General features: G+C 52.9%; 29 protein-coding genes. 18 read left to right on the plus strand and 11 right to left on the minus strand.

All coding sequences use genetic code 11. The annotated features are described in order from the left end of the window. Positions 1–58 precede the first annotated feature (58 nt). The 3 genes from KNP67_RS05540 (at position 59) to KNP67_RS05550 (ending at position 4,225) form a co-directional block, all read left to right on the plus strand. Positions 59–1,768, plus strand: coding sequence for a methyl-accepting chemotaxis protein (locus KNP67_RS05540; RefSeq protein WP_214756148.1), 1,710 nt, complete (start codon positions 59–61; stop codon positions 1,766–1,768). Between the two features lie 577 nt (positions 1,769–2,345). After that, positions 2,346–3,566 carry an ABC transporter permease gene (locus KNP67_RS05545; RefSeq protein WP_214756149.1) on the plus strand — a complete coding sequence of 407 codons (1,221 nt, stop codon included), beginning with the start codon at positions 2,346–2,348 and terminating at the stop codon, positions 3,564–3,566. After that, a complete protein-coding gene (locus tag KNP67_RS05550) occupies positions 3,563–4,225 on the plus strand; it encodes an ABC transporter ATP-binding protein (protein WP_214756151.1) in 663 nt (220 codons plus the stop codon). The genes KNP67_RS05545 and KNP67_RS05550 overlap by 4 nt, the downstream gene beginning before the upstream one ends. 53 nt (positions 4,226–4,278) lie before the next feature. On the opposite strand, the gene KNP67_RS05555 is transcribed toward KNP67_RS05550, so the two are convergent. Both KNP67_RS05555 and KNP67_RS05560 read right to left on the minus strand, forming a co-directional pair. Continuing rightward, positions 4,279–4,701, minus strand: a complete 423-nt coding sequence (locus KNP67_RS05555) for a DUF1801 domain-containing protein (protein WP_214756153.1) — start codon at positions 4,699–4,701, stop codon at positions 4,279–4,281. After that, positions 4,701–5,057 carry a DUF2200 domain-containing protein gene (locus KNP67_RS05560; RefSeq protein ID WP_021066203.1) on the minus strand — a complete coding sequence of 119 codons (357 nt, stop codon included), beginning with the start codon at positions 5,055–5,057 and terminating at the stop codon, positions 4,701–4,703. The genes KNP67_RS05555 and KNP67_RS05560 overlap by 1 nt, the downstream gene beginning before the upstream one ends. A 142-nt stretch (positions 5,058–5,199) precedes the next feature. On the opposite strand from KNP67_RS05560, the gene KNP67_RS05565 reads away from it, so the two are divergent. Both KNP67_RS05565 and paiA read left to right on the plus strand, forming a co-directional pair. After that, complete coding sequence (locus tag KNP67_RS05565; RefSeq protein ID WP_214756155.1) at positions 5,200–5,652, plus strand: MarR family winged helix-turn-helix transcriptional regulator; 453 nt, start codon at positions 5,200–5,202, stop codon at positions 5,650–5,652. Positions 5,653–5,660: 8 nt separating this feature from the next. Then, the gene (gene paiA / locus KNP67_RS05570) at positions 5,661–6,182 is read left to right on the plus strand and encodes a spermidine/spermine N(1)-acetyltransferase (protein WP_214756352.1); all 522 of its coding nucleotides are present in this window, start codon (positions 5,661–5,663) and stop codon (positions 6,180–6,182) included. On the opposite strand, the gene KNP67_RS05575 is transcribed toward paiA, so the two are convergent. Then, positions 6,157–6,843 (minus strand): haloacid dehalogenase type II, encoded by a 687-nt coding sequence (locus KNP67_RS05575; protein ID WP_214756156.1) that lies wholly within the window; start codon positions 6,841–6,843, stop codon positions 6,157–6,159. The genes paiA and KNP67_RS05575 overlap by 26 nt on opposite strands. 79 nt (positions 6,844–6,922) lie before the next feature. Here KNP67_RS05575 and KNP67_RS05580 point away from each other — a divergent pair, with 79 nt between their 5' ends. The 5 genes from KNP67_RS05580 to KNP67_RS05600 all read left to right on the plus strand — a co-directional run bounded on the left by KNP67_RS05580 (position 6,923) and on the right by KNP67_RS05600 (position 11,403). After that, positions 6,923–7,543, plus strand: a complete 621-nt coding sequence (locus KNP67_RS05580; RefSeq protein WP_251130793.1) for an FMN-binding negative transcriptional regulator — start codon at positions 6,923–6,925, stop codon at positions 7,541–7,543. Positions 7,544–7,666: 123 nt separating this feature from the next. Beyond that, positions 7,667–8,146 (plus strand): hypothetical protein, encoded by a 480-nt coding sequence (locus KNP67_RS05585; protein ID WP_214756157.1) that lies wholly within the window; start codon positions 7,667–7,669, stop codon positions 8,144–8,146. 167 nt (positions 8,147–8,313) lie between these two features. Further along, a complete protein-coding gene (locus KNP67_RS05590) occupies positions 8,314–9,351 on the plus strand; it encodes an iron-siderophore ABC transporter substrate-binding protein (RefSeq protein WP_058764683.1) in 1,038 nt (345 codons plus the stop codon). Between the two features lie 10 nt (positions 9,352–9,361). Beyond that, entirely contained in the window at positions 9,362–10,375 is a 1,014-nt protein-coding gene (locus tag KNP67_RS05595) for a FecCD family ABC transporter permease (protein ID WP_034797063.1), read from the plus strand. Further along, positions 10,372–11,403 (plus strand): FecCD family ABC transporter permease, encoded by a 1,032-nt coding sequence (locus KNP67_RS05600; RefSeq protein WP_029594756.1) that lies wholly within the window; start codon positions 10,372–10,374, stop codon positions 11,401–11,403. The genes KNP67_RS05595 and KNP67_RS05600 overlap by 4 nt, the downstream gene beginning before the upstream one ends. 46 nt (positions 11,404–11,449) lie before the next feature. Here the strand turns inward: KNP67_RS05600 and KNP67_RS05605 are convergent, their stop codons facing one another. Beyond that, entirely contained in the window at positions 11,450–12,199 is a 750-nt protein-coding gene (locus KNP67_RS05605) for an SDR family oxidoreductase (protein WP_214756158.1), read from the minus strand. Positions 12,200–12,340: 141 nt separating this feature from the next. Between KNP67_RS05605 and KNP67_RS05610 the strand changes: the two genes are divergently transcribed. Further along, complete coding sequence (locus KNP67_RS05610) at positions 12,341–12,910, plus strand: TetR/AcrR family transcriptional regulator (RefSeq protein WP_021066231.1); 570 nt, start codon at positions 12,341–12,343, stop codon at positions 12,908–12,910. Here the strand turns inward: KNP67_RS05610 and KNP67_RS05615 are convergent. Continuing rightward, the gene (locus tag KNP67_RS05615) at positions 12,907–13,785 is read right to left on the minus strand and encodes a LysR family transcriptional regulator (protein ID WP_214714381.1); all 879 of its coding nucleotides are present in this window, start codon (positions 13,783–13,785) and stop codon (positions 12,907–12,909) included. The two genes, KNP67_RS05610 and KNP67_RS05615, sit on opposite strands and share 4 nt — an antisense overlap. Before the next feature lie 104 nt (positions 13,786–13,889). On the opposite strand from KNP67_RS05615, the gene KNP67_RS05620 reads away from it, so the two are divergent. The 4 genes from KNP67_RS05620 (at position 13,890) to KNP67_RS05635 (ending at position 16,141) form a co-directional block, all read left to right on the plus strand. Continuing rightward, positions 13,890–14,621 (plus strand): SDR family oxidoreductase, encoded by a 732-nt coding sequence (locus KNP67_RS05620; RefSeq protein WP_131471375.1) that lies wholly within the window; start codon positions 13,890–13,892, stop codon positions 14,619–14,621. Beyond that, positions 14,621–15,181: a sugar O-acetyltransferase gene (locus KNP67_RS05625; RefSeq protein ID WP_207391689.1), complete on the plus strand. Its 561-nt coding sequence runs from the start codon at positions 14,621–14,623 to the stop codon at positions 15,179–15,181. The genes KNP67_RS05620 and KNP67_RS05625 overlap by 1 nt, the downstream gene beginning before the upstream one ends. Further along, the gene (locus KNP67_RS05630) at positions 15,178–15,609 is read left to right on the plus strand and encodes a cyclophilin-like fold protein (protein WP_029594760.1); all 432 of its coding nucleotides are present in this window, start codon (positions 15,178–15,180) and stop codon (positions 15,607–15,609) included. Before KNP67_RS05625 ends, KNP67_RS05630 begins: the two co-directional genes overlap by 4 nt. A 133-nt stretch (positions 15,610–15,742) precedes the next feature. Next, on the plus strand, positions 15,743–16,141 hold the full coding sequence (locus KNP67_RS05635; protein ID WP_021066236.1) for a cytidine deaminase: 399 nt from the start codon (positions 15,743–15,745) through the stop codon (positions 16,139–16,141). 51 nt (positions 16,142–16,192) lie between these two features. Here KNP67_RS05635 and KNP67_RS05640 read toward each other — a convergent pair whose 3' ends face one another. From KNP67_RS05640 to KNP67_RS05650, 3 genes are all read right to left on the minus strand, one after another. Then, positions 16,193–17,131 carry a M23 family metallopeptidase gene (locus KNP67_RS05640; protein ID WP_214756159.1) on the minus strand — a complete coding sequence of 313 codons (939 nt, stop codon included), beginning with the start codon at positions 17,129–17,131 and terminating at the stop codon, positions 16,193–16,195. 99 nt (positions 17,132–17,230) lie between these two features. Further along, a complete protein-coding gene (locus KNP67_RS05645) occupies positions 17,231–17,947 on the minus strand; it encodes a polysaccharide deacetylase family protein (protein ID WP_214756160.1) in 717 nt (238 codons plus the stop codon). A gap of 129 nt (positions 17,948–18,076) precedes the next feature. Continuing rightward, positions 18,077–18,835: an MBL fold metallo-hydrolase gene (locus KNP67_RS05650; protein ID WP_021066240.1), complete on the minus strand. Its 759-nt coding sequence runs from the start codon at positions 18,833–18,835 to the stop codon at positions 18,077–18,079. A 118-nt stretch (positions 18,836–18,953) separates the two neighbouring features. Between KNP67_RS05650 and KNP67_RS05655 the strand changes: the two genes are divergently transcribed. Continuing rightward, positions 18,954–19,361, plus strand: coding sequence for an Lrp/AsnC family transcriptional regulator (locus KNP67_RS05655; RefSeq protein WP_029594764.1), 408 nt, complete (start codon positions 18,954–18,956; stop codon positions 19,359–19,361). 37 nt (positions 19,362–19,398) lie between these two features. Here the strand turns inward: KNP67_RS05655 and KNP67_RS05660 are convergent, their stop codons facing one another. Further along, positions 19,399–20,118, minus strand: coding sequence for a GntR family transcriptional regulator (locus KNP67_RS05660; protein WP_029594765.1), 720 nt, complete (start codon positions 20,116–20,118; stop codon positions 19,399–19,401). Between the two features lie 146 nt (positions 20,119–20,264). Here KNP67_RS05660 and KNP67_RS05665 point away from each other — a divergent pair, with 146 nt between their 5' ends. Together KNP67_RS05665 and KNP67_RS05670 are read left to right on the plus strand one after the other, a co-directional pair. Continuing rightward, positions 20,265–21,614 (plus strand): 6-phospho-alpha-glucosidase, encoded by a 1,350-nt coding sequence (locus KNP67_RS05665; protein WP_029594766.1) that lies wholly within the window; start codon positions 20,265–20,267, stop codon positions 21,612–21,614. Between the two features lie 62 nt (positions 21,615–21,676). Next, positions 21,677–23,239, plus strand: coding sequence for a PTS transporter subunit EIIC (locus KNP67_RS05670; RefSeq protein ID WP_214756161.1), 1,563 nt, complete (start codon positions 21,677–21,679; stop codon positions 23,237–23,239). Between the two features lie 51 nt (positions 23,240–23,290). Here the strand turns inward: KNP67_RS05670 and KNP67_RS05675 are convergent, their stop codons facing one another. Both KNP67_RS05675 and KNP67_RS05680 read right to left on the minus strand, forming a co-directional pair. After that, complete coding sequence (locus KNP67_RS05675) at positions 23,291–23,560, minus strand: hypothetical protein (protein WP_214756163.1); 270 nt, start codon at positions 23,558–23,560, stop codon at positions 23,291–23,293. Positions 23,561–23,644: 84 nt separating this feature from the next. Beyond that, a complete protein-coding gene (locus KNP67_RS05680; protein ID WP_251130794.1) occupies positions 23,645–24,535 on the minus strand; it encodes a helix-turn-helix transcriptional regulator in 891 nt (296 codons plus the stop codon). Between the last annotated feature and the right edge of the window lie 31 nt (positions 24,536–24,566).

The raw sequence follows: 24,566 nt of genomic DNA on the forward strand, positions 1-24,566 counted from the left end.
CCGAGGGACTTCATTTTGAAGCTCTTTCCTACGATAAATCAGGTAGGGAGGGATCATCGTGAAAAATTTGAAGATGTCTAAAAAACTGACAGTACTGATCAGCGTATTCATCGCGACACTCGTTCTCGTCGCAGCACTCAGCCACGTCTTCATGGGACGCATGGCCGATGCGGGAGAATCGATTTATGAAGATCGGTTATTGCCGATTCGCGCCCTCGGTCAAATCCGGACGGATAACCGTGCCTTGGACGGGTATTTGCTCGAATTGATGCTGACGATGGATGCGTCTCGAAATGAAGAACTAGAGGCAAGTATCGAGGAACGGCGTGACAGCATCGGGACGAACCTCGAACTGTTCAACGAGACGTTCGCCTCAACAGATGCCGAGATGCAAGGTCGAGTCGAAGACTTGAATGCCGAGATTGCGGATTACTTGGAAGGGACGGAACTCGTGCTCCAGCCGGCGTTACGTGGCGAGAACGCCGCAGCGTATCGCATCTATTTGAGTGACTTGCGACCGGTCCGTCAAGACTTGGTCGAGACGGCAACGGTCGTCATGGACGGCATCAATCAAGAAGCCGAGACGGCAAGCACGACGATGCAGAACGAGCGGACGGAATCGGTCACGTTGTTCTGGGCGCTTGTCGCCATCGGGGCACTCATCTCAATCGGGCTCGGCGTCTACATCACGCGCCTCATCGTCCGTCCGGTCCGTGAGTTGAATGGACTCATGAGCCGTGCCGGAGCCGGTGATTTGACGGTCGACAGCACGTACACGTCGCGTGACGAGATTGGTTCGCTCGCCAACTCATTTAACGAGATGAAAGATAGTCTTCGCGACTTGATCGGCAACGTCACGGCGACAGCCGGTCGCGTCGCGACGTCATCGGACGATTTGAAATCGAACGTCGAAGAGACGACAAAAGCGACCGAGATGGTCGCCGTCACGATGGAAGAGATTGCATCCGGTTCGGTCCGTCAATTGACGCGTGTGAAGGAATCGAGCAGTACGCTCACCGAACTGACGAACGGGATTCATCACGTCTCGGACAGTGCCCAGCATATGACCGAACTGTCAGACGGGGCACTTCAAAAAGTCGGGACCGGCAACGAGTTGATTGAGACGCTCGAGTCCCAGCTTGAGGCGATGAACGAAAAAGTGAAGGCGTTGCAGACAGTCATCGGCCAACTCGACGTCCGCTCCCAAGAAATCGGCAGCATCACCGGTACCATCTCCGGCATCGCCGAACAGACGAACTTGCTCGCCTTAAACGCGGCCATCGAAGCGGCCCGGGCCGGCGACCAAGGACGCGGATTCGCCGTCGTCGCCTCAGAAGTCCGGAAGCTCGCCGAAGAGTCGGCGATCGCGACGAAACGAATCTCTGGTTTGATTGGAGATACGCAGACAGAGACGAAACAAGCCGTCCAGACGATGCATGTCGTCGAGAGCGAGATGGGCCATAGCGTCACGAACGTCCAACAGGCGGGCGTCGCATTCGAGGACATCAAGCGGGCCATCGAAGAAGTCGGTCAAAAAGTCGAGGAAGTGTCAGGTTCTGTCCAAGAGATGGCGGCCGGTGCGACCGAGATTTTGAGATCAGTGAACGAGATTCAAGGCATCACGGAGACGACGGCGACCGATACCGAGAATACGTCGGCGGCGACGGAAGAACAGATGGCGTCGATGGAAGAGATTACGGCATCGGCCCAAGAGTTGTCGAACATGGCAGACGAGATGCGCCAAATGACAAAACGATTTAACGTGTAACGAACAGGCAGGTCGCCATCGACCTGCCTGTTTTTGCGTATGTCGTAAATTGAGCTAGCACATTATTTCCTTCCGTTCCCTTTTAAATATAAATTATGTAAAATTGGCTCGTGTTCATTCTCTATGGTAAGGGGTGGCTTATGAAATATTCGTTATTTAGATTGAGTGACGCGCTAGAGGCGTTTGCTATCTATCTCATGTGCTTTGCTTCAAATTTGGCATTGGTTTATGTGCAAACTTCGAACGTAGAAATTGCATCTCTTTTAGAGGCCTTTATAGACAGTATTGTAGACTATCGACTGATTATAAGTATTTGCCTTACATTTATGATGATTGTGTTCCATTATCAATTTCTAAATCGAAAGAAGACAGAAATATCCTGCCGCATCCTTGTAGGTGATACACGGGAAGGGATAATCAAACGATACATTTTAAATAGTTTAACGATATTGATGATTAGCTTTGTAGCGTCGCTTTTATTCGGCTTTTATTTAAATGTGATTGTAACGAGCAATCTCTACTTAGTCTTTATTTTTACTATATACATACTAGTAAGTGCGGGGCAGGTGACGAACGAATGAAAATCTTACACTTTTTTATCACTAAAATATTTTTGACGCGATGGATTTTGGTGCTGAGTACGGTCGCCTTGCTGTTTCTTGCCAACTCTCTTTCTTTTATTGCCGCGCGTTCCATTATTTCAACGTTTCAAGGTTATCAAGATATCGGTGTGTTTAATCAAGCAGGCAATTTCATTGCGAACCTAGACCCTGATCAGGAAGCGAAGTTTGATGGAATCGATGTCGAAGCTACACAAAAGCTATACGACTATTTAAACGACAACTATACATACGCTTTTCAAGCCGACGGGTTTGCCACTTCATTACCTAACGAACAGAACATGGAAGTGTCTGTCAGTTATATCAATGAAAAGGCGTATCAAATCAACCAATTAAATTTACCGCAAGGGAACCATTTGAAATTCGATTATCAATTGGACACCGACCAAATCTCGGTTTTAATAGGGGCCGGTCTGGCCTCGACATATCCTGTCGGTTCAACGATAAAAATGACAGATCCGGTCACCCAACAAGCGGTCACTTTAAACGTTCAAGGAGTTTTGGAAAAGAATACGCACCGGTCGAATTTCTATGCGCCCAATTCAAAGAACTATTTTAACTTTGCGATTCTCGTCCCCGTGAACGAACAATTTATTCAACGAGCGAACATTGACCTTCATGTGAACGGGTTGATGGATCTGGTGCTACTCGATTCGACAAAAGAGGAAGCCGCGGAATTGAACGAATACGTACAAGAAAATATAGGTCTGAAACTTAACTTTTTTAGTCAACAAGAAAACTTTGATTACTTTGAGGCGTATTATGCGAACTCGATAAAAATCATCTGTGCCATCACCTTCGTTCTGCTTGTCATCCTTGTTAGTCTAGCAACGTGGACCAGTTTGACGAGTGTTCGGTTGATGATTAAAGATTTTACACTCAACTTATTGGTCGGATTAAGTTATTCCAAACTGAGAACGATTTTTTATAGTTACTTCGGAATGTTGTTTACAGTGAATCTAGCCATGCTATTTGTGATTATCGCGTTCAATCGATACGGCTATTGGATTAGAAAAGATGCCATTTTTGCCACGTACGGGCTATTTGGTTTAATCAGTATGGATTGGTTTGCTTTACTGGTAGTTCTTTTAATCAATCTGATGATTGGGTTAACGATTGTGGAACTGACATTACGGAAAATAAAAAAGATTCCAATCTCGGTGGGGGTTTTAGAATGAATCGTATCATGAAGTTAGAAATCCAGAACAAAACGTTCAAACAGAAAGGTTTTTCAATCTTGAATGATTTTGAGTTGGAAGTTCAAACTGGGGAAAAAGTTTCAATCATCGGGGAGTCCGGGGTCGGAAAAACGTCGTTGCTTAATATTCTCGGGTTGCTCGATACAAAATACGAAGGAAGCTACGAGCTGTTTGGTTCAGTGGTTAATGAGTTGTCACGAAACAAACTGGCAGAGTGGCGCAATCAAAAGATTGGGTTTGTGCTTCAAGATTCCGCGCTTATTCATTCGTTAACCATCGAGGATAATATCAAGTTGCCTCTCATGTATGCCAACATCGAAAAAGACCGAAACGCTCAAGAACACTTTGAACGAATTGTTCAGAAGATCGGGATTGAGTCGATTTTGAAAAAGAAACCGCATGAGTGTTCGGGTGGCCAACGGTCTAGAGCTGTTTTTGCGAGAGCGATCATGATGAATCCCCAAATCATCTTATCAGATGAACCGACGGCGTCATTAGATTCAAAAAACAAAGAAAAAATCATCGATCTATTGTTTGAAATGAACAATGAATTTAATACGACTATTATCACCGTGACGCATGATTTAGATGTGGCTAATCGTCATGATCGGATTATCACGCTCGAAATGAATGAATGAGATATGTTCCATGCATGATGAAAGGCAGGTCGAGAAAAAATCGACCTGCCTGTTTAGCGTGATTCGTAAGCCGTAATCCATTGCTCCGGCGTCATCTTCGAGACGAGCTCGCCAATCAACTCGTACGGGATATGTTTGACGTTGCCGAAGCGGATACAGCTCTTGCCCATGCTCAATTTCGTCGGCACTTGGGCGGCGTATGACTCCTCGAACCAGCGGAGCAGTTCCGGGTCGCTATAGACGCCCATATGATACACGGCGACATGGTTCTTCTGGGCGATGACGCTCAAGAACGGGAGCGGGGTGCCCGGCGTGACGTGATACCCGGACGGATACGTCGATAGCGGGACGACATAATGGATGCCGTTCCCGTCGGTCGTCTTCTCGAACCCGGCCGGTAAGTTCGCATCGATGACGTCAATTAAACGGATGAAAGCGTCGAGCCGCTTGTCGTCGACGAGTGTCGTATAGTCCATCAGACGTCGCCTCCTCGTAAAATCTTCGCCATCGCCTTGCCTTTGGCCAGTTCGTCGACGAGTTTGTCCAAGTAACGGATTTCGCGCATGAGCGGCTCCTCGACATTCTCGACGCGGACGCCGCAGACGACGCCTTTAATCAAGGCGCGGTCTTCGTTCATCTTGGGTGCCGTGGCAAAGAACGTGTCAAAGTCGACCTCGGCAGCGAGTTGGCGCTCGAGTCCGGCCTCGTCATAGCCCGTCAACCAGCGGATAATCGTATCGACTTCGTCTTTCGTCCGGCCTTTCCGTTCGGCTTTCGCGACGTAAAGCGGATAGACGCTCGCGAAGCTCGTCGTGTAAATGCGGTGTGCCATGAAATCCCCTCGTTTCGTGGAATGATACCTTCATTTTCTCACACATTCGAAAGATGTAACGAGAATATTTTTTGTTGCAAATGCAACTAAATCAACTATACTAGACGTAACATATTGTAAATACAACAATCAGGAGGATTGTATGAGAGACCAGTTACGTGAAATCGGGATGATTGCCCGTGCCCTCGACTCGATCAGCAATATCGAGTTCAAAGAGCTCGAGCTGACGAAAGGGCAATATTTATATTTGGTCCGGATTTGTGAGGAACCGGGCATCATTCAAGAGAAGCTCGCCGAATTGATTAAAGTCGATCGGACGACGGCGGCGCGAGCGATTCAAAAGTTGGAGACGAACGGATTGATCACCAAACAGGACGACCCGCACAATAAGAAAATCAAACGGCTCGTCCCGACCGAACAGGGGCAGGCGCTGTACCCAATCATCATCCGAGAGCACGAACATTCGACAGACGTCGCGCTCGCCGGGCTGAGCGACCAGGAAGCAGAGCAGCTGCTGCGACTGTTGAAACGGGTCCGTCACAATATCGAAGGGGACTGGGATGCCGTGAAGAAAGGGAAGAAACGAGACTACTAGGGGGAACAATCATGATCACCATCAAAGCTTGTACAATCGAAGACGTCGACGCACTTCGCACCATCAGCATCGAGACGTTCACGGAAACGTTCGAAGCCGAGAATGACCCGGCGCATCTGGCCGCGTATCTCGAGCGGGCGTATAACGTAGCGCAACTTAAAAAAGAGCTTTCGAATCCGGACTCACAGTTCTTCTTCGCCATGCTCGATGGGGAAGTGGCCGGCTATCTAAAAGTGAACGCCAACAACGCCCAGACCGAGGCCATGGGCGAAGAGGCGTTCGAACTCGAACGAATTTACGTGCGACGTGCCTTCCAAGGAAGCGGTGTCGGCAAGGCGCTGTACGACCAGGCCATCCGCTGTGCGAACGAACTGAAGAAGCGTGAAATCTGGCTCGGTGTGTGGGAACATAACCACAAGGCACTCGCTTTTTACCGAAAGCACGGCTTCGTCCAGACCGGGGCGCACACGTTTTATATGGGTGACGACGCTCAAGTCGATTTGATTATGGCCAAGCCGCTTCGTCCGTGACCCATTCCAGTATGCCTGACAAGTCCTCGTAGACGGCGTCAGGAGCCAGGTCGGGCATATCGACCGGTTTGCTGTCGCGGTTGATCCAAGCGGTATGGAATCCGAAGTTCTTCGCACCGGCAATGTCCCAACCGTTCGAGGACATAAACAGCACCTCGTCCCGCTTCAACCCGCTGTTCTTGAACCAGTGCATGTAAGCGGCCGGTGACGGCTTCGCTTGTTTGATGCCGTCGATGCTGACGAGTTCATCGAACAGGTCGGTGAACCCGGCGTTATGGATGAGCGCCTCAAGCATCGCGTCCGTCCCGTTCGAGAGGACGATGGTCTGTTTATGATGCAGTTGATGTAAGACATCCGCGACCTCTTCATATGGCGACAGGTCGGCATAGGTGGCAATCAACGCATCCTCCGTCTCGGTCGTCCACGTCACGTCGGCCGTCTCTAAGGCATACCGTAAGGCGTCGCGCGTGACGACAGAAAAGTCCGCGTAACGGCCCATGATGTGGCGGGTGAAGAAGTAGTCGAGCTGTTTCGTCCGCCACGTCTGGCTGATTTGGTCACCTTTTCCGGGGAACTGTTCGTCACACGCCGCCTTGACGGAATGGACATCGAACAAGGTCCCGTAGACATCGAATACGAATGCTTTAACATGTGGTTTCATCATATCCCTCCTCAATCATTTAGCGTCATCTACTCTTTACCCTAGTTGTCGTGAATTATACGGGAGGGCCAGTCGGTTGATGAACGAACAAGACAGGAGGAAGACGATGTACGTTCCGAAACTATACGCTGTGAATGACCCGCAAGAAGTTCACGCCTTTCTAAAGGCCCATCCGTTCGGCACCGTCGTCACGCATGACGGACAGAAACCGATTGCGACACATGTGCCGCTCCGTTTCCATGAGGAAGACGGCCGTGTCTGGTTCACGACACACATCACCAAAAACAATCCACAGTGGCAAACGATTGAAGACCAGACCGTGCTCTTGATCTTCCAAGGCCCGGAAGCCTATGTGTCGGCGTCGTGGTACGGACATGAGGACGTATCGACGTGGAACTATCAGGCCGTCCATGCATACGGACAGGCCACCATTTTAAATGCGGACCAACTTGAGGAAGACTTGGCCGGACTGCTCCACGACCATGAAGGGGACCGCGAGCACGCCGTCGTCTGGGAGGAACTATCTGAGCCGGTGCAACGGCAGAAATATGGCGTCGTCGGGTTCCGCATCGACATCGAAGACATGCAGGCGGCGTTCAAGCTGAGCCAGAACCGGAACGAAGCGGACTATAATCGTATCGTCTCTGAGCTCGAGAGGGAAGGGTGTCCGATGGCGGATGTGATGCGTAAGCAACGATAATTTCGATTCATTGACCGGACGTTCGATTCTCATCTACCCAAGGGAAGTGTTGAGGCGTATCATCAATCGTGGAATCAAATTCAATGATGAAGCGAGCGAAGACAGATGAACAAGTAACGGTTGATGAGGTTGCTAGGTTGGCTGATTGTCATCTTGGCTTTGGTTGAACTGGCGACGGATTGGCCAGACCCACCGAACCCACCGATTGAACACCAGTTTGAAGAGCCGATTGCGTTTCCGTTTGAGATCACTCGGCGCTACAGTGAAATTGATATCGCAAAACCGCACCACATGCATCAATTCGTGTTTCACTATGTGAACGAGGAGACGACACAGGAGTTGCGCTACATCGTCCATAAAGTCGTCGATGAACCTGATGACATGGAAGATATTTCGTCATACGGAGACCAATATGTACTTGCGGACGGGACATCTGCTTTCTATGATGAGGCGGAATCGACGTCCCAAGGGTTATGGTGGATCAACAAAAATGGCTTTACTGCCCGAATCATCTACTACATCGATGGCAACTCCATCGAACTTGACGACGAGACCCGCTTACCGGTCCAACAACTGATCAACTTGGCCAACCAAACGTTATGACGTCAGCCTGCATCTCACCATTCGAGAGATGCAGGCTGTTTCTATTTTTCACAAGATATCTTGAAGTTCAGATTGACAGCACGCCCGGATTCATCCTATACTCATAAATGATAATGATTATCAATGTCGGCGTAAAACGTTGTCATACAGAAAAAGGGGACTAGGACATGAACAGCTACAAGAAAATGCTACATATGTTCATCATCATGTCTGCCTTCGTGCTCGTGCTCGCAGGATGCGGCGCGAACAATGAAGATGCAGCCACGACAGATGAGTCTGCCGAAACGGCAGAAGGCTATCCGATTACCATCAAACACGCGTTAGGCGAGACGGTCATCGACAAGAAGCCGGAACGCGTCGCAACGGTCGGTTGGTCGAACCAAGACGTCGCGCTCGCGCTTGATGTCGTACCAGTCGGTTTCTCGGCTGCGAACTACGGAGTCCAAGACGGCAGCGGCATGTTGCCGTGGACGGCTGACAAGTTGAAAGATCTCGGTGAAGAAAACCCGAACATCTATCAAGATACGGACGGTCTCGACTTCGAAGCGATCGCTGATTCACAGCCGGACGTCATTCTTGCCGCCTACTCAGGCATCACGCAAGAAGATTACGACACGTTGACAGAAATCGCACCGGTCGTCGCATACCAAGAGACGCCTTGGGTGTCATCATGGCAGGACACGGTTCGTTACGACTCAATGGCCATGGGCATGGAAGAAGAAGGCAAACAGTTGATTGAAGACACAGAGAAACTCATCGCCGACAAGGCAGCTGAAGTACCGGAGATGAAAGGGAAGAAAGCGGCATTCGTCGCGCTCAGCCCAGACGACCTGTCGAAGTTCTACATCTACACGACGGGTGACCCACGCGGTGCCTTCATCGAAGAGCTCGGCATGGAGTACCCTGAGAACATCACAAGCCAAATCAAAGATGAGAACAGCTTCTACCTCGAGCTCAGCTCAGAGAACGCTGACATCTTGAACGACGTCGACATCTTCGTCGCCTACGGGAACGAAGAGACGTTGAAAGCACTTCAAGCTGACCCGCTCTACAGCAAAGTGCCGGCCATCAAACGCGGTTCGGTCGTCATGATCGAAGATAACACGCCGCTCGCGGCTGCTGGGACACCATCACCACTCTCAATCGAATATACGATTGACGACTATGTGAAACTCGTGTCAGAAGCACTCGCGAAAGTCGAGTAATCAAATGAATATGCCGAAGAAGTTACACACGCCGAAACGGTTCGGGCTCCTCCTCGTAGGGTCGCTCGTCCTGCTCGTCGTCTGTATGCTCGCTTCGCTTGCTTTCGGCTCACGGACAGTCGGATGGGATGAACTGCTTGACGGTTTATTCCGTCCGGCTGTTCAGTCGTATGAAGCGGATATCGTCCGGCAGCGGGTCGTTCGGACGGTGTTCAGTTTCATGTGCGGGGCGGCACTCGGTGTCTCGGGCGCATTGATGCAGTCGGTGACGCGCAACCCGATCGCCGATCCGAGCATTCTCGGAGTCAACACGGGAGCGGCGCTGTTCGTCGTCGTCGGGATTGCCTTCTTCAACATCTCGACCGCGAGCGACTATATCTGGTTCGCGCTCGCCGGGGCGCTCTTGACGGCGGCGTTCGTGTTCGGGATCGGGTCGCTCGGTCGGGGCGGTTCGACGCCACTCAAACTCGTCTTGGCCGGCGCGGCGACGAGTGCGGCCTTGTCATCACTCGTCATGGCCATCATGATTCCGCGCTCGAACGTCATGGACCAGTTCCGGTTCTGGCAAGTCGGTAGCGTCGGGGCCGGGACGATGGATTCGATCATGACGTTCCTGCCGTTCTTTATCGGCGGTATCGTCATCGCCATCTTGGCGGCACCGTCCCTCAACATCTTGGCGCTCGGGGAAGAGCTCGCCACAGGTCTTGGTGTCCGCATCGGCACGTTGAAATTGATTGCCTCGTTCGCCGGTGTGATCTTGTGCGGGGCGGCGACGGCACTGGCTGGACCAATCGGCTTTATCGGTCTCTTGGCGCCGCACCTCGTCCGCTTGGTCATCGGAGCGGATGAACGGTATATCATCCCGATGTCGGCACTGACGGGCGCGATTTTATTGACGTTCGCTGACGTGGCGGGGCGCTTGCTCGGCAGTCCCGGGGAACTCGAAGTCGGGATTGTCACGGCGTTCGTTGGGGCACCAATCTTGATCGCGTTGACGATGAAAGTGAAGGTGCGTGGCGTATGACGAACCAATCGATTCAACCCATCATCCATAACAGTCGCAAGCGTCGGCAACGGACCGTCTTCGTGACGCTCGTCTTGTTCGCGCTGGCCCTTACGTTGAGCGCGACGATGCTCATGCTCGGCAACACGATTTATCCGGTCGCAGACGTCATCCGTGTCTTGTTCGGGGAACAAGTACCGGGCGCCTCGTTCGCCGTCGGCACAATTCGTCTGCCGCGCATGCTCGCCGGCGTCTTCGCCGGACTTGCGTTCGGGATCGCCGGGACGGTGTTCCAGACGATGCTCCGTAACCCGCTCGCCAACCCGAACGTCATCGGCATCACGACCGGGTCGAGTGCGGCGGCCGTGTTCGGCATCGTCGTCTTACAGGCGAGCGATACGTTCGTCTCCATCATCTCGATTATCGGCGGGCTGTTGACCGTCCTCGCCATCTACTTCTTGTCGAAAGGCGCCGCCTTCTCGATTGGCCGGCTCGTCTTAGTCGGCATCGGGATTCAGGCGATGCTGACAGCGGTCATCAACTATCTGTTGCTCATCAGCCGCCAAAACGATGTCGGGACGGCGATGCGCTGGTTGAGCGGTAGCTTGAACGGGGTGAAGATGGAGACGCTCCCGCCGCTCATGATTGCGGTCGCGCTCTGCCTCCCGGTCATCCTCCGACTCAGCCGACAGCTCCAGATTTTAGAGCTCGGGGAGATGACGGCGACGTCGCTCGGTGTCAAGACGAACCAGACGCGCGTCCTGCTCATTGTCGCCTCGGTGCTCATGCTGGCGCTCGCGACGGCGACGACCGGCCCGATCGCGTTCGTCGCGTTCCTGGCGGGACCGATCGCGAAGCGGCTCGTCGGGGACGGGCGTTCGACGATCATTCCGGCGGCACTCGTCGGGGTCATCCTGGTACTCGCAGCCGATCTCATCGGTCAGTTCGCCTTCACGGCCCGTTACCCGGTCGGTGTCATCACCGGCATGGTCGGGGCGCCGTATTTGATTTATCTCTTGATCCGGATGAACCGGAGAGGGGAGCTATAACGAGAAATGAGCCACATCCCGCGTAGGATATGGCTCATTTTTTGGTTTAATAGGCGGTCCAACCGCCGTCGATGGCGACGACTTGACCATTGATGAAACTCGATTCGTCCGAGCCGAGGAAGAGGGCGAGTTGAGCGATCTCTTCCGGTTGTCCGATGCGTGGGTTGATGGCCATCCCAAGTTGCTGGCGACCGAACCCTGCCTGGCTCATGTTCGTCATCGTCGAGCCGATGTTCGTCGCGACCGCGCCCGGTGCGATTCCGTTACAACGGATGTTTTGGTCGGCATACATGAACGCCGTGTTCTTCGTCAATCCGACGACGGCGTGTTTCGACGCCGTATAGGCCGCGCCGGCGCGAGCGCCGTACAAGCCGCCGGCCGAGATATTGTTGACGATGACGCCGTGACCTTGCTTCGTGAACAAGTCGACGGCAATCCGCATCGATTTCATGACCGACACCGTGTTGACGGCAAAGATTTTCTCCCAGCGCTCGTTCGAGATCTCACCGACCGGTTCCATCCCGTCCATGATGCCGGCGTTGTTGACGAGGATGTCGACCTGACCGAACGTCTTCACCGTCTCATCGAACAACTGCTGCAACGCCTCTTCAGACGTGACGTCCGTCTGGATGGCGAACGCCTCGCCTGAGATATTCTCGGCGACGTGCTTCGCTCCGTCAAGATTCATATCCGAGACGACGACGCGAGCTCCTTCTTTCGCGTAAAGCTCCGCGATCGCTTTCCCCATTCCTGATGCTGCACCTGTGACAATCGCCACTTTCCCCGATAACCGCATGACTGTCTCCTCCTTTAATTGAACATGTGTTCAATAACTATTATAATGAATGTTGGAAAGCGCTTACAATCATCAAAAAAGAGACGTTCTGTTGAATAATCAACACTTCCAGCCATAACTGTTGAGAGGAATGTGCAAACTATGAAGCCGGACTTGCGTGTCGTCAAAACAAAGCGAGCGCTCCATGAGGCGCTCGTCGAATTATTGAAGAATCATTCGCTCGAACAAGTGACGATTTCAGCACTTTGTCGTGTGGCAAATGTCAATCGGGGCACGTTTTATTTGCATTACGCACGGGTCGAGGACGTATTCGAGGAGTACTTCCAAGAAATCACGGCCGACCTCGCCAAGTCGTATGAGGAGCCGTATCGACATGTGAAGCTGCTCAATCCGCGTGAACTCGAACCGTCGACGATCCGCATCTTTCACCATGTCCAGACGTACGTCGACTTCTATCGCATCGTCTTTTCGAAAAACGTGCCGCTCGCGTACTATTACATGTTGTTCGACGAAGTGCGCAAGTTGCTCCTTCGCGATACGGCGGCGCACAAGCAAGATGAGATTGACCATGAGTTGTTCTGTTCGTATCAAGCAAACGCCATCGTCGGGATGATTATCCATTGGGCCGAACACGACTTTGCGGCCACCCCGGACGAGATGAACGAGCAGTTGGCGCACATATTGCGCCTCGATTCCGGCCGCCGTGTTTAGGTGGCCGTTTCCCGTTCATCGAACAGCTCTAAAAATGTCGAGGCGACGTTCGACAGGAGACTCCCGTTCTTCCAAATCAAATGGACGGAAGACGTGAGGGGGGGATGGAGCGGGACGAACACCAACTCGGTCCCTTGCGTGTTGATGATCCCGTCAAGACAGAGCGCGTGGCCGATGCCTTCCCGGACGAGGAGCGAGGCGTTATAGAGCAGGTTGTACGTCGCGACGACGTCGGCTTCACTCAAATCGACGCCGAGCCGGGCCGACAAATGCCGGTCGACGAGCGACTGCTCTGACAAGATGAGCGGCAAGTCGAGCAAATCCTCGGTCTCGATGGCATGCTTTTGTCCGATTGGGCTGTCGCGGCGCGTCATGATGCCCCAACGATCGACATGAGGGAGCTCGCGCGAGGCGTACGTGGCCAGGTTGATCGGTTCGATGACGACCCCGAAATCGAGGATGCCTCGGTCCAGCTTGTCGATCACGTCGTCTCCGTTGCCGCTATACAGGCGCAACTTGACGTCGGGATGAAGCTGTTTCATCTGTCGGAACGTCTCGATGACCGAGGTGAGCGTCTCCGTCTCACCACCGCCGATGTACAGTTCTCCGCTGACGGGTGTCGCCGTGTTCAAGTTGATCGAGATCTTATCGGCCAGACGGACCATCTCTTTGGCGTGTTCGGCCAAATAGTAGCCTCGTTCCGTCAGCGTGACGCCGCCTTGGCTCCGCTCGAACAACGGTCCACCGAGACTGTCCTCGAGTTGATGGATTTGCCGGGACAGCGCCGGTTGCGACAGCCGTAAATGTTCGGCCGCGCGCGTGATGTTCTTTTCGCTCGCGACGGCGAGGAAGTACCGTAGTTGTTGTAGCTCCATGTCATCCCTCCATGCGTTTTCGTTATGGTTCTTAATCAAATAGTAGCATTAGACATGACGCTTGTCCGTTCCTATACTAGAGTCATTCAAAGGAGGAATGGATTATGACCATCAACAAAGTTGTCATCATCATGGGGGCGTCGAGCGGGATCGGCGAAGCGACGGCCCATCTATTGGCCGAACGGGGCGCGAAACTCGTGCTCGCCGCCCGTCGTCTCGACCGGTTGGAAGCCATCCAAGCGAAGCATCCCGAGGCTGACATCGTCATCCAGCAAGCCGATGTCACGGACTACGCAGCTGTCGAGGCGGTGGTGAAGACGGCACTCGACACGTTCGGGACCATCGATGTCTTGTTCAATAACGCCGGGATCATGCCGACCGCGCCACTTGTCGACGGGCGCCGTGACGAGTGGCAGGCCATGCTCGATGTGAACGTGACCGGGGTGTTGAACGGGATTGCCGCCGTGCTTCCAATCATGGAACGTCAACAGTCGGGTCATATCATCGCGACGGATTCGGTGGCCGGCCACGTTGTCTATCCGGAGTCGGCCGTCTATTGCGGGACGAAGTTCGCGGTCCGCGCCATCATGGAAGGCTTGCGCCAAGAACAGCGGGAGAACAACGTCAAATCGACGATCATCTCACCGGGAGCCGTCCAGACCGAGCTGTACAACACGATCAGTGACAAACAAGCCGCCCAGGCGCTCCATGAGGCGCAAACCGAGTGGGGATTGACGAGCGAGGACGTGGCTGAAGCGGTCGTCTACGCCATCGACACACCGGACCGGGTCTCTGTCAGCAACCTCATCATCCGTCCGACGAAACAACAGGTGTGATGATGGGTAGCGGATTGAGAGAACGCGTGTCCGGTCAAACGATCGCTGCGGGCGAAGCCGTCTTTGAAGAGATTCATCACATTCAACGAGCCATCGAGCCGACGCTCATGCGCCTGAATTATCAGTATTTGCCGAAAGACGAGTTCCAGCGGACGCTCTCGGAGTTGCTCGGGCAAGACGTCGCGGACTCGGTCACGGTGCTACCGCCGTTCTATACCGATTTCGGGAAACACATCACGCTCGGGACAGACATCTTCATCAACCGTGGCGTCATGTTCACCGATCTCGGCGGCATCGACATCGAGGACCACGTCTTGATCGGCCCGTTCGCCAAGTTGCTGACGGTCAATCATCCGACCGACCCGACCGAACGGCGCGGCTTGATCACGAAGCCGATTCGTGTGAAACGGAACGCCTGGATTGGGGCCGGGGCGACGATTTTGCCGGGTGTCACCATCGGCGAGAACGCCATCGTCGCAGCTGACGCGACGGTGACAAAAGACGTCCCGGACAACGTGACGGTCGCCGGGACACCGGCCCGTATCGTTCAGACGTCATGAACGTCATCCGCCTCGGATTGGTCGCTTCCATGGTGTTTCTCGCTGGGTGTGGGGACGACACGGTGAGGAAGCCGGAGAATCAGGAAGGAGTGACGTCACAAGTGGAAGAACTAAACGTCTCAATACGTTTCGAAACCAACCCGACAGCCGAAGCGCTCCAAGCCCGTCTGCCACTCACGTTGTCGATGCAGGACTTGCATCAGAACGAGAAGTATTTCTATTTCGACGAACCGTTCCCGACGAACCCGGAACGTGTCGGTTCGATTCGGGCCGGGGATGTCATGCTGTATGGAGATGACTGTCTCGTCTTGTTTTATAAAGACGTCGAGACAAGCTATGCATATACGCGCATCGGTCGGGTCGAGGATTTTGCGACGCTTGAACCGCTGCTTGGGAGCGGGACGGTCGAGCTGACGTTTCAAAAATGATAAAAGATTGTGACCGCTTTCAAAATTTCATTGACTTCTCTATCGCATGAGGTGTATGCTAAAAATCCTGCCCAAAAAAGAGAGGCCGGGAACTGGCATCAGTTCATTTCGAGTCAGAGAGGACAATGATCCCATGAACCAACAACAATTAGTCGAGCGTGCCCGCCAAGTGAAAGAGAACGCCTACTCGCCGTATTCGAACTTCCGCGTCGGAGCAGCGCTTCTCATGAAGGACGGTACGGTCATCGACGGTGTCAACGTCGAGAACGTCTCATTCGGTGCGACGAACTGTGCCGAGCGCACGGCCATCTTCACAGCGGTCGCGCAAGGCTATAAAAAAGGTGACTTCGAAGCCGTCGCGGTGTCAGGCGACACGGTCGACTTCTTGCCGCCATGCAGTATCTGCCGCCAAGTGCTCGTCGAGTTCGGCGACCCGGACTTCAAAGTGCTGCTCACGAACGGCAACGCCGACGTGAAAGAAGTGACGCTTGAAGAGCTCGTCCCGCTTGCGTTCACAGAACTCGAGATGTAACAGCAATGTCCCCACATCCATCGATGCGGGGACATTTTTTGTAGTGAACGATTACCGCCAAAAATTAAACAAGAGTCGCGGAACGGCGAGCGCGAGTTCGAATAAAAAGTCAGCGGCTAAGTTCGTGCGATCCAACGAGTTGGACTGTTTCGGTCTGACGATTTGACCACGAACCGGATTCTTTCTTCCTTTTAGACGAATCCGAATCGAGGTGGCGGATGCCAAGTCGGGACTGTCCATCACTTGAAAGTGAAGGTGTGGTTCAGACGAATCACCCGAGTTGCCACAACGACCGATCAATTGACGTGTCTTGACACGGTCTCCGACGTTGACGGCGATCGAACCGTCTTCGAGGTGGGCGAGGAGACTGTACTCGCCGTTAGCATGCTCGAGGATGACGTGATTACCGAAAGGGCGACTCGAATCTGGGATGTCCGGTACATCATCGACAACCACCACAACCGTCCCATCCAACGGTGTGATGACGCGTTCCCCGAACGCATAAAACGAGTGGTTCCCGGACTTTGTCTTGTTGTATGACCAGTTGTTGTTCACTTTAATGAAGTCGTAGGCGTATCGTTGCGCACGTTCCGGATAATGCCGATTCTCACCAGGGTGTGTGCCGCCTGATACGACGAGCCAGTCATCCGTGAACGGGAGGTGGTATGTATGTTTCGTGAAGCGACGGTCGCCCCTCGAATTGGGTTGATGTGGCGTCATGAGTAGTTCCTCGATGAGGTCGTCCTGATTGAACGTGACACTAAGCACGCGTTCCTTCCGGTCATCTATCCAGACGAGATGACGGCCTCCATTCAATTTCATGTCATTCACGACCCGATAGCGGCGAACACCTTCATTGAATGAAGTGGCGAGCCGGTAGAACGTGTCGAGCGAGGTCTGTTGTTTGAATGAGTCGGTCGTCTGGTTATAGATTGAATCGAATTGACCATCGAGAAATGATTTAGGAAACGTTCGGACGTTGGGTTGCATGTAGGTTCCACCTTTGCTGGTTGTTCCTATTGTATACGGCCTCAAGAAAGTAAAGTTTCGAGCAAACAAAAAGCTGAGCCCAGATGGACTCAGCATGTGTCATTCGTTCGGTTCCCACGGATTGAAAAAGTTGTACGGGGGATGTACCCCTTCTAACGTCCGGAACTCATAGTCGCGTTCTTTCGCATAACGGATAATCGTATCGAGCGCTTGCGGTGTCATCGAGTGATCGTGTGCCAAGATGATGGAGGCGATATTCATCTCGTAATTCGCCTCAAGCCGATTGAACACACGTTGCTCGATCGGAGCGTTGTCTTTCTTATAAATATGATCGAGACTGCCGACGTTCCAATCCCAAATCTCAAAACCGGCCTCGTCCATCGCTTGCCAGTGCGCAGGCGTCATGCCTGCGTCACTCCCGTAAATCGTGCGGGCCATGTTCGTATGGATGCCTGTCACTTCATATATGAGACGTTGCACGTCCTTCATTTGACGCACGGCCGTCATCGGAGACGCATAAAACTCCTCGCGCACGTGGGTCATCCCGTGCAAGGCGATGAGATGGCCTTCGGCGACGATGCGTCGGATGAGGTGCTCATTTCCCTTGATATTTTTCCCAAGGATGAAAAATGTCGCTTTGACCCGATGTTTCTTCAAGACGTCAAGCAGCGCTCCCGTCTTCCGATTCGGCCCGTCATCGAGCGTCAAATAGATGAGGCTGCGGTCGTTATAAGCTTTCGGTTTCGGAATCGCTGCCTGTGACAGGGAGCTGATCAACAAAAAAATCGACATGAGCAAAATGACACGTTTCATCATCCAAACAAAACTCCCTCTAGGCAAAAAACGGGTGACGTGGTATCGGTATGAAGCTTAGAATACCATAACAAGAAGGCAAAAATGAAGCTAAAAACGGCCCTGACGTGAAAGGTCAGGGCCGTCGTTTCGTTAGCGTGAAATCGTCTCGCCGTCTTCAGGAACGATGAGGCGATCGGCGAAGCCGTGTGATGCCGCATAGGCACGTAAGTCAGGACGCGATAGTTTCCAATGGTTGACCGCTTCCATATGGACCGCGATAATCGTCGCCGACGGGGCAGCCTCGTGAACATGGCGGACGTCCTCTTCGTTCATGACGAGCGACCCGCCTTCGACGAATTGGTTGTCCCCGGCGTTGACGACGATGACTGCTGGTTGATGCGCTTGAATCGTCTTGGCGACTTCGTCATACCAGACCGTGTCCCCGGCGACATAGAGCGTCTGTTCCGTAGGGTGGGTGAAGACGACACCGCACACGAGACCGGCCATTTCTAAAATCGGACCGCGACCGTGCTCCCCAGCTGTCTTCGTGAGGTTGATTCCTTCGAATGCTGTCGTGTCGCTCAACACGGTCACGTTCGTGAAGCCGTCGCCTTCGATGACAGTCAAATCATCCTCGTTTTGAACGAACAGCGGGATCGCTTTCGGCAGAACTTGTTTCGCGACCTCGTCGTAGTGGTCGAGATGCAGGTGGGTCAAGATGACGGCATCGATGCCTGTCAGAATGTCGTCAATCGCGATTGGCAGGTCGGCCAATGGATTAGCGTCTTGCCGTTCCGAGTTCGGGAACGGGGGATAGGCGCCCTTCTCCCCGAGGAACGGGTCGATGAGGAACGTCTTTCCGGCGTATTCAACGCGGAGTGTGGCATTACGGATTAGTTGCACGTGCATAGAAAAATCTCTCCTTTTAGCTATAATGTATGTACAGTCTAACAAGCAGCCGTCGTTTCATACATAACACGAATCAAGTGTTTGGACGGATTGGCTTGAATCGTGAAAGGAGTCACCTATGCTCGATCCAACAGACCGCCTCATCATCGAGGCGCTACAGGCGAACAGCCGGATAACGATGAAAGAACTCGGGGCACACGTGCACTTGACCGGGCAGGCGACAGCGACGCGCGTCAAGAAGCTCGAAGACCTCGGCATCATCGAAGGGTATACGATTCGCGTGAATGAGGACAAGCTCGGGTTACCGGTCCACGCGATGATCACCATCTTTACGTCGAGCACGTTCCACGACCCGTATCTCATGTTCCTCGAGGAGCACCGGCCGTACGTCCGCAATAACTACAAGGTGAGCGGGGACGGCTGTTACGTCTTAGAGTGCCGATTCCCGTCGAACCAAGAACTGAACGCCTTTTTGGACGGGCTCAGCAAGTACGTCAATTATAAGTTGTCGATTGTCATTAACTGACGAAGGACCTGTGAATCGTTTGATTCACAGGTCCTTTTTAATGTCTTCGTCCGGCGCGGATGATGAAGCGGTATTCTTCACTCTTGAAATACGTTTCTGTGAACTCAAACCGACTGCCATCCATAAGAAACGAATAGAGTTCGACTTTGAGTACGGGCGTTCGTTCACTCACTCCGAGCATCTCGGCAATCTCTTTTGTCGGGAGCACCGGGATGAACTCTTGGACGCTGTCCGCAATCTTGAACTGTTTGACTTCTTCGATATAGGCGTACTTCGATTGCGACATCACTTCGTACGTCAAGTCGGGGAACAGCTTTAGCGGCAAGTATGTGTCCTCGACGATGAGCGGTTCGCCGTCTGCGAATCGTTGGCGCCTCACGTAGAAGACGAGCTCGCCATCTTCGAGTTCGAGTGCCTCTCGCACTTTCTCACTCGGTGGCTGCAACGTGAAGGTGAGTACTTTGTTCGTCACTTCTTTCCCTTCTCGTTTCATGTCTTCCGTGAAGCTTTTTAATTCGTACATGTTGTGTTCAATCTTTTCGGACTGGACGTATGTGCCGCTGCCCTGTCGTTTCCATAAGAGACCTTCCTCTTGGAGCAATTTGACCGCCTGCCGGACAGTCACTCGACTGACGCTGAACTCTTCGACGAGTTGAGCCTCGGTCGGAATCGCCTCACCGGGCGCCCACGTGCCGGACTCGATAAACGTGCGCATTTTGTGGGCGACTTGTTGGTAGAGCGGTGATTTTGCTTTCATGACTGACCCTCCGATTTCGACCTGAATTCATACTTCTAGTATACACAAAGTAAAATGTTTTCAAAAATATTGTTGACGTTTAAAAAAATATGTATTAAATTTGTATTGTAATCAATAAGATATGTATTCGAAAGGGGAACGCACACATGAAACAAGGACAACGCCTCGTCGTCGTCGGTGGCGGCAGCACGTACACAATCGGTATGATTATGAGCTTGATCGAAGAGAAGGCTCACTTCCCACTACGTTCAATCACGTTTTACGATACGGATGGTGAGCGCCAGGAGCGTGTCGCCAAAGCGACTGAAATCATCTTGCGTGAGGATTACCCAGAGCTCGAGCTGTTCGAGTATACGACGGACAAAGAATACGCCTTCCGCGACAAGGACTTCTTCTTCGTTCAAATTCGAACGGGCGGCCTGGAGATGCGCGAGAAAGATGAACAGATTCCGCTCCGTCACGGCGTGGTTGGACAAGAGACGTGTGGACCGGGTGGGATGTCGTACGGGATGCGGTCGATTGGGGACATGATTGATCTCGTCGCAGACATCCGCCAAGGCTCACCGGACGGTTGGATCTTAAATTATACGAACCCGGCCGCAATCGTCGCCGAGGCGTTGAAGCGTGCCTACCCGAATGACAAAAAGATTTTGAATATCTGTGACATGCCAGCCGCAATCATGGTGAGCTACGCGAAGATTCTCGGCAAAGAAATTTGGGATCTCGTGCCGGAATACTTCGGCCTCAACCACTTCGGTTGGTTCACAGGCATCTATGACAAAGAAGGCAACGAATTGACGGAAGACATCAAGCGCGCCATCTTAGAGGACGGGTTTATCCCAGAAGACTCAGAGATCGCAAACGACCCATCTTGGATCAAGACGTTCAAGCAAGTCGAGAAGATGCTCACCGACTTCCCGGAATACTTGCCGAACACGTACCTTCAGTATTATTTGTATCCGTCCGACATGGCGGAGAAGGAAGACGTAGAGAACACGCGGGCCCGTCAAGTCATCAACGGCCGCCAACAACGTGTCTTCTCGATGTGCGATCAAATCATCGCTGACGACTCGCTAGAGAACGTGCATCTTGAAGTCGACATCCACGGTTGCTACATGATTCGCGTCGCAGCGTCACTCGCCTACAACAATGGCGACATCTTCATCGTCATGGTGAAGAACGACGGCATCATCGCTAACTTGCCGGATGATGCGATGGTCGAAGTGCCGGCGATGCTCACGAACCGTGGACCGAAACCGTTCGCTGTCGGACACATTCCTCGCTTCTACAAAGGGATGATTGAAGGGCAGCTCGCCTACGAACAGCTCGTCGTCGACGCCTATTTCGAGAACAGCTATGAAAAGGCACTCCAGGCACTCACGCTCAACCGGACCGTCGTCGATGCGCCGGTCGCCCGTCAAATCCTTGACGATTTGATTAACGAGAACGAAAACTATTGGCCGGCCCTCAAACAACGGGAGACGGTCGCACGCTAAAGACGAAGGGGAGTCACTCCCCTTTGTTCGTTTTGAGAATTGATAACGCTTACACACGAGGAATGAATCAAATTAGTCAATGGTTCGGGGTATTTCAAAAATTCGGGAAGGCGCTCATGGTACCAGTCGCGCTCTTGCCGGCGGCCGGTATTTTACTTGGTCTCGGCGCGGCGCTAACAGGTCCGCTTGCAGAAAGTTGGACGTTTTTACAGAACGGGACGGTCGAAGCGATCAGTGCCGGGATGCTTCAAATCGGGTTGAGTATCTTCGCCAACTTGCCAATCATCTTTGCGATTGGCGTCGCGGTTGGTCTGTCCGGCGGGTCGGGAATTGCGGCACTTGCCGCACTCGTCGGCTACGTCATCATGAACACGACGATTTCGATTGCCCTTGGGATCACACCGGAAATGGCGGCTGAGAGCGGGGAGTACGGCATGTTGCTCGGTATCCCGTCACTTGAGACGGGTGTGCTCGGTGGAATCGCGGTCGGCTTGCTTGCGGTCTGGGTGTATAAAAAATTCCACACGTTCAACCCACCAGAGATGCTCGGCTTTTTCGCTGGAGATCGTTCGGTCGGTATCGTCATGGTATTCTTCTCCATCTTGCTCGGTTTCTTTATGATGCTCATTTGGCCGCCGATTCAGACCGGCCTCACAGCGATGGCGAATGTCATCGCGAGTGATGCGACGAATCCGGCTTACGTCGGGTTATACGGAATGCTCGAACGGTTATTGATTCCGACCGGATTACATCACATCTGGTACGCACCGTTCTTATGGACGTCACTTGGCGGCACGGCGACGGTTGACGGTTCGATTGTGAGCGGGGACCAATATATTTTCCTCGCTCAAATCGCAGAAGGTGTCGACGTGACGGCCGGACGCTTTATGGCCGGCAAGTTCCCGATCGTCATGTTCGGTCTTCTTGGAGCGGCGTTCGCCATGTACCGTCAGGCCGACCCGGACAAGCGTCCCGTCGTGCGTGGCCTCTTGCTCGCAGCGGCAGGGACGGCGTTCTTGACCGGGATCACCGAACCGATCGAGTTCACGTTCTTATTCATTGCACCACTTCTTTACGTCGTGCATAGTGTGTTGACAGGGGTGTCGTTTGCGCTCATGTACGCTCTTGACGCCCATATCGGCTGGGCCGGTGGCTCGGGATTGATTGACTATGTCTTGGTGAATGTGTTGCCAGGGACGCCGCGCTGGTGGATGAACCTCGTCGTTGGGGCCGGATTCTTCTTCGTCTATTACGGCATCTTCACGTTCGCGATTAAAAAATGGAACTTGGCGACGCCGGGCCGAGGGGGACAAGAGACGAAATTGTTTACCCGCAAAGACTACAATGAAAAGAAATCAGGAAAGACATCAATCCAAACGACGGCACTTGCCATTCAAGAGGCGCTCGGTGGCCGTGACAACATCATCGATATCGATGCCTGTTTCACACGTCTTCGTGTCGAATTGAAAGATGTGTCCCAAATCGATGAGGACGAGTTGAAGGCACTCGGGGCAGCCGGGGTCGTGAAAGTGAAAAATAACATCCAGGCCATCTTTGGAGGACGCTCGGATTTGTACAAGAATGAGTTGCTCAAACTGCATAAAGAGATGGACCAAGCGAATTGAAAAAAGAGCTCAACCGATTTACGGTTGGGCTCTTTGTCCGAGATGAGAAGGTTAGTTCGTAACCGACGAGGCACGATAAAATTGAGCGCCTTTGATGAGTGTCGAAGCGACGAGACCGATAGCGAGCGGCAGCGTGATGACGCCAATCCCTTGCTCAATGACGATCATGTTGCCTTCCTCATAATAGCCTTTCAAGTAGAACAGCCCTGAACCGATCGTCTCGTTCAGTTCGAGCGTCGAGACGTTAAGGTACACCATGATAGCGAACAATGAGATGACACTGATTGAGACAAATAATTTTGAAAACGATAGCTTGGTCATGCGAACGCTCCTTTACATGTAGCAATATGGACTCATATTACTATATAAAGACAATTCTTACATGAGGACAAAGCATCGATTTGATTAACGATACCGGTTCCATAACCGCTCCGCCTGCTCTCGCATCATCTCCCGCAGTTCAGTCGGCTCGACGACCTCGACTTCCGCCCCGGCCGCGAGCAATTGCCGCGACAAGAAAGGCAACTCGGCTTCCGGTACGTCCCACTCATTCTTTTCAGCGATATCGGGTAATACGTCTTCAAGCAGACGGCGGCCGAGCGGGGTGATGTTGAGCCGGACGGTCCCGCCGCTTCGGTCGTCACTCGCCTCGAGCAGCGTCGCCAAATCGTCCGCTTCGAACGTGTCATCAAGGAGACGCAGCGCTTCAATCCGGTCAATCCGATATTGGCGTAGCCCGTATTCCGAGAGACCATACACATACCATTTCGAATCGAGGAGCGCCATCCCGACCGGGGCGACGGTGAACGTGCGGCTGCCTTTCGTCGTCGCGTACGTCACCTCAATGTTGCGTCGTTGCTCGACCGCTTGAAACACGTCTTTCGTGAACGGTGCCGGTGGGACGGTCTTATTCCCGAGCCAAAGGATGTTCTTTTCGAGCTGTGCGATTTTCGTCTCGAGGTCGTGCGGCAATTCATTCACGTACCAGTCTGACAGCGTGTCCCTCATGTCCCCGAACGGCACGTCTGGAATCTGTTTCATCCATTTGAGGGTGAGGTAGAGCGCGACCGCTTCCTGTTCCCGGAGCTGGAGCGGGGGAAGCAGGCGGTTCGGCAACATCTCATAACCGCCGCCCGTGCCGGAGACGCTCCAAATCGGATAGCCGAGTTCCTCGAGCGTCAGCATGTCGCGCTGAATCGTCCGGACCGAGGCACCTGTCTCAGCGGATAGTTCGTCCGCTGTGAACCGTCTCCCCCGATTCAACAATCGGATCAACTGTAAATGTCGTTTTTTCATCTTGTTCATTCCCGTCAAGTTTTGTCGTGTT

This window comes from Exiguobacterium sp. s157, from assembly GCF_018618205.1.
In the GTDB taxonomy this organism is placed as follows: Bacteria; Bacillota; Bacilli; order Exiguobacteriales; family Exiguobacteriaceae; genus Exiguobacterium; species Exiguobacterium chiriqhucha.

Excerpts from the sequence above, each read along its gene's own strand:
- KNP67_RS05545 (WP_214756149.1), top strand. The coding sequence starts at position 2,346 with ATGAAAATCTTACACTTTTTTATCACTAAAATATTTTTGACGCGATGG.
- KNP67_RS05550 (WP_214756151.1), top strand. The coding sequence starts at position 3,563 with ATGAATCGTATCATGAAGTTAGAAATCCAGAACAAAACGTTCAAACAG.
- KNP67_RS05555 (WP_214756153.1), bottom strand. The coding sequence starts at position 4,701 with ATGGACTATACGACACTCGTCGACGACAAGCGGCTCGACGCTTTCATC.
- KNP67_RS05560 (WP_021066203.1), bottom strand. The coding sequence starts at position 5,057 with ATGGCACACCGCATTTACACGACGAGCTTCGCGAGCGTCTATCCGCTT.
- KNP67_RS05565 (WP_214756155.1), top strand. The coding sequence starts at position 5,200 with ATGAGAGACCAGTTACGTGAAATCGGGATGATTGCCCGTGCCCTCGAC.
- KNP67_RS05575 (WP_214756156.1), bottom strand. The coding sequence starts at position 6,843 with ATGAAACCACATGTTAAAGCATTCGTATTCGATGTCTACGGGACCTTG.
- KNP67_RS05580 (WP_251130793.1), top strand. The coding sequence starts at position 6,923 with ATGAACGAACAAGACAGGAGGAAGACGATGTACGTTCCGAAACTATAC.
- KNP67_RS05585 (WP_214756157.1), top strand. The coding sequence starts at position 7,667 with ATGAGGTTGCTAGGTTGGCTGATTGTCATCTTGGCTTTGGTTGAACTG.
- KNP67_RS05590 (WP_058764683.1), top strand. The coding sequence starts at position 8,314 with ATGAACAGCTACAAGAAAATGCTACATATGTTCATCATCATGTCTGCC.
- KNP67_RS05595 (WP_034797063.1), top strand. The coding sequence starts at position 9,362 with ATGCCGAAGAAGTTACACACGCCGAAACGGTTCGGGCTCCTCCTCGTA.
- KNP67_RS05600 (WP_029594756.1), top strand. The coding sequence starts at position 10,372 with ATGACGAACCAATCGATTCAACCCATCATCCATAACAGTCGCAAGCGT.
- KNP67_RS05605 (WP_214756158.1), bottom strand. The coding sequence starts at position 12,199 with ATGCGGTTATCGGGGAAAGTGGCGATTGTCACAGGTGCAGCATCAGGA.
- KNP67_RS05610 (WP_021066231.1), top strand. The coding sequence starts at position 12,341 with ATGAAGCCGGACTTGCGTGTCGTCAAAACAAAGCGAGCGCTCCATGAG.
- KNP67_RS05615 (WP_214714381.1), bottom strand. The coding sequence starts at position 13,785 with ATGGAGCTACAACAACTACGGTACTTCCTCGCCGTCGCGAGCGAAAAG.
- KNP67_RS05620 (WP_131471375.1), top strand. The coding sequence starts at position 13,890 with ATGACCATCAACAAAGTTGTCATCATCATGGGGGCGTCGAGCGGGATC.
- KNP67_RS05625 (WP_207391689.1), top strand. The coding sequence starts at position 14,621 with ATGATGGGTAGCGGATTGAGAGAACGCGTGTCCGGTCAAACGATCGCT.
- KNP67_RS05630 (WP_029594760.1), top strand. The coding sequence starts at position 15,178 with ATGAACGTCATCCGCCTCGGATTGGTCGCTTCCATGGTGTTTCTCGCT.
- KNP67_RS05635 (WP_021066236.1), top strand. The coding sequence starts at position 15,743 with ATGAACCAACAACAATTAGTCGAGCGTGCCCGCCAAGTGAAAGAGAAC.
- KNP67_RS05640 (WP_214756159.1), bottom strand. The coding sequence starts at position 17,131 with ATGCAACCCAACGTCCGAACGTTTCCTAAATCATTTCTCGATGGTCAA.
- KNP67_RS05645 (WP_214756160.1), bottom strand. The coding sequence starts at position 17,947 with ATGATGAAACGTGTCATTTTGCTCATGTCGATTTTTTTGTTGATCAGC.
- KNP67_RS05650 (WP_021066240.1), bottom strand. The coding sequence starts at position 18,835 with ATGCACGTGCAACTAATCCGTAATGCCACACTCCGCGTTGAATACGCC.
- KNP67_RS05655 (WP_029594764.1), top strand. The coding sequence starts at position 18,954 with ATGCTCGATCCAACAGACCGCCTCATCATCGAGGCGCTACAGGCGAAC.
- KNP67_RS05660 (WP_029594765.1), bottom strand. The coding sequence starts at position 20,118 with ATGAAAGCAAAATCACCGCTCTACCAACAAGTCGCCCACAAAATGCGC.
- KNP67_RS05665 (WP_029594766.1), top strand. The coding sequence starts at position 20,265 with ATGAAACAAGGACAACGCCTCGTCGTCGTCGGTGGCGGCAGCACGTAC.
- KNP67_RS05670 (WP_214756161.1), top strand. The coding sequence starts at position 21,677 with ATGAATCAAATTAGTCAATGGTTCGGGGTATTTCAAAAATTCGGGAAG.
- KNP67_RS05675 (WP_214756163.1), bottom strand. The coding sequence starts at position 23,560 with ATGACCAAGCTATCGTTTTCAAAATTATTTGTCTCAATCAGTGTCATC.
- KNP67_RS05680 (WP_251130794.1), bottom strand. The coding sequence starts at position 24,535 with ATGAAAAAACGACATTTACAGTTGATCCGATTGTTGAATCGGGGGAGA.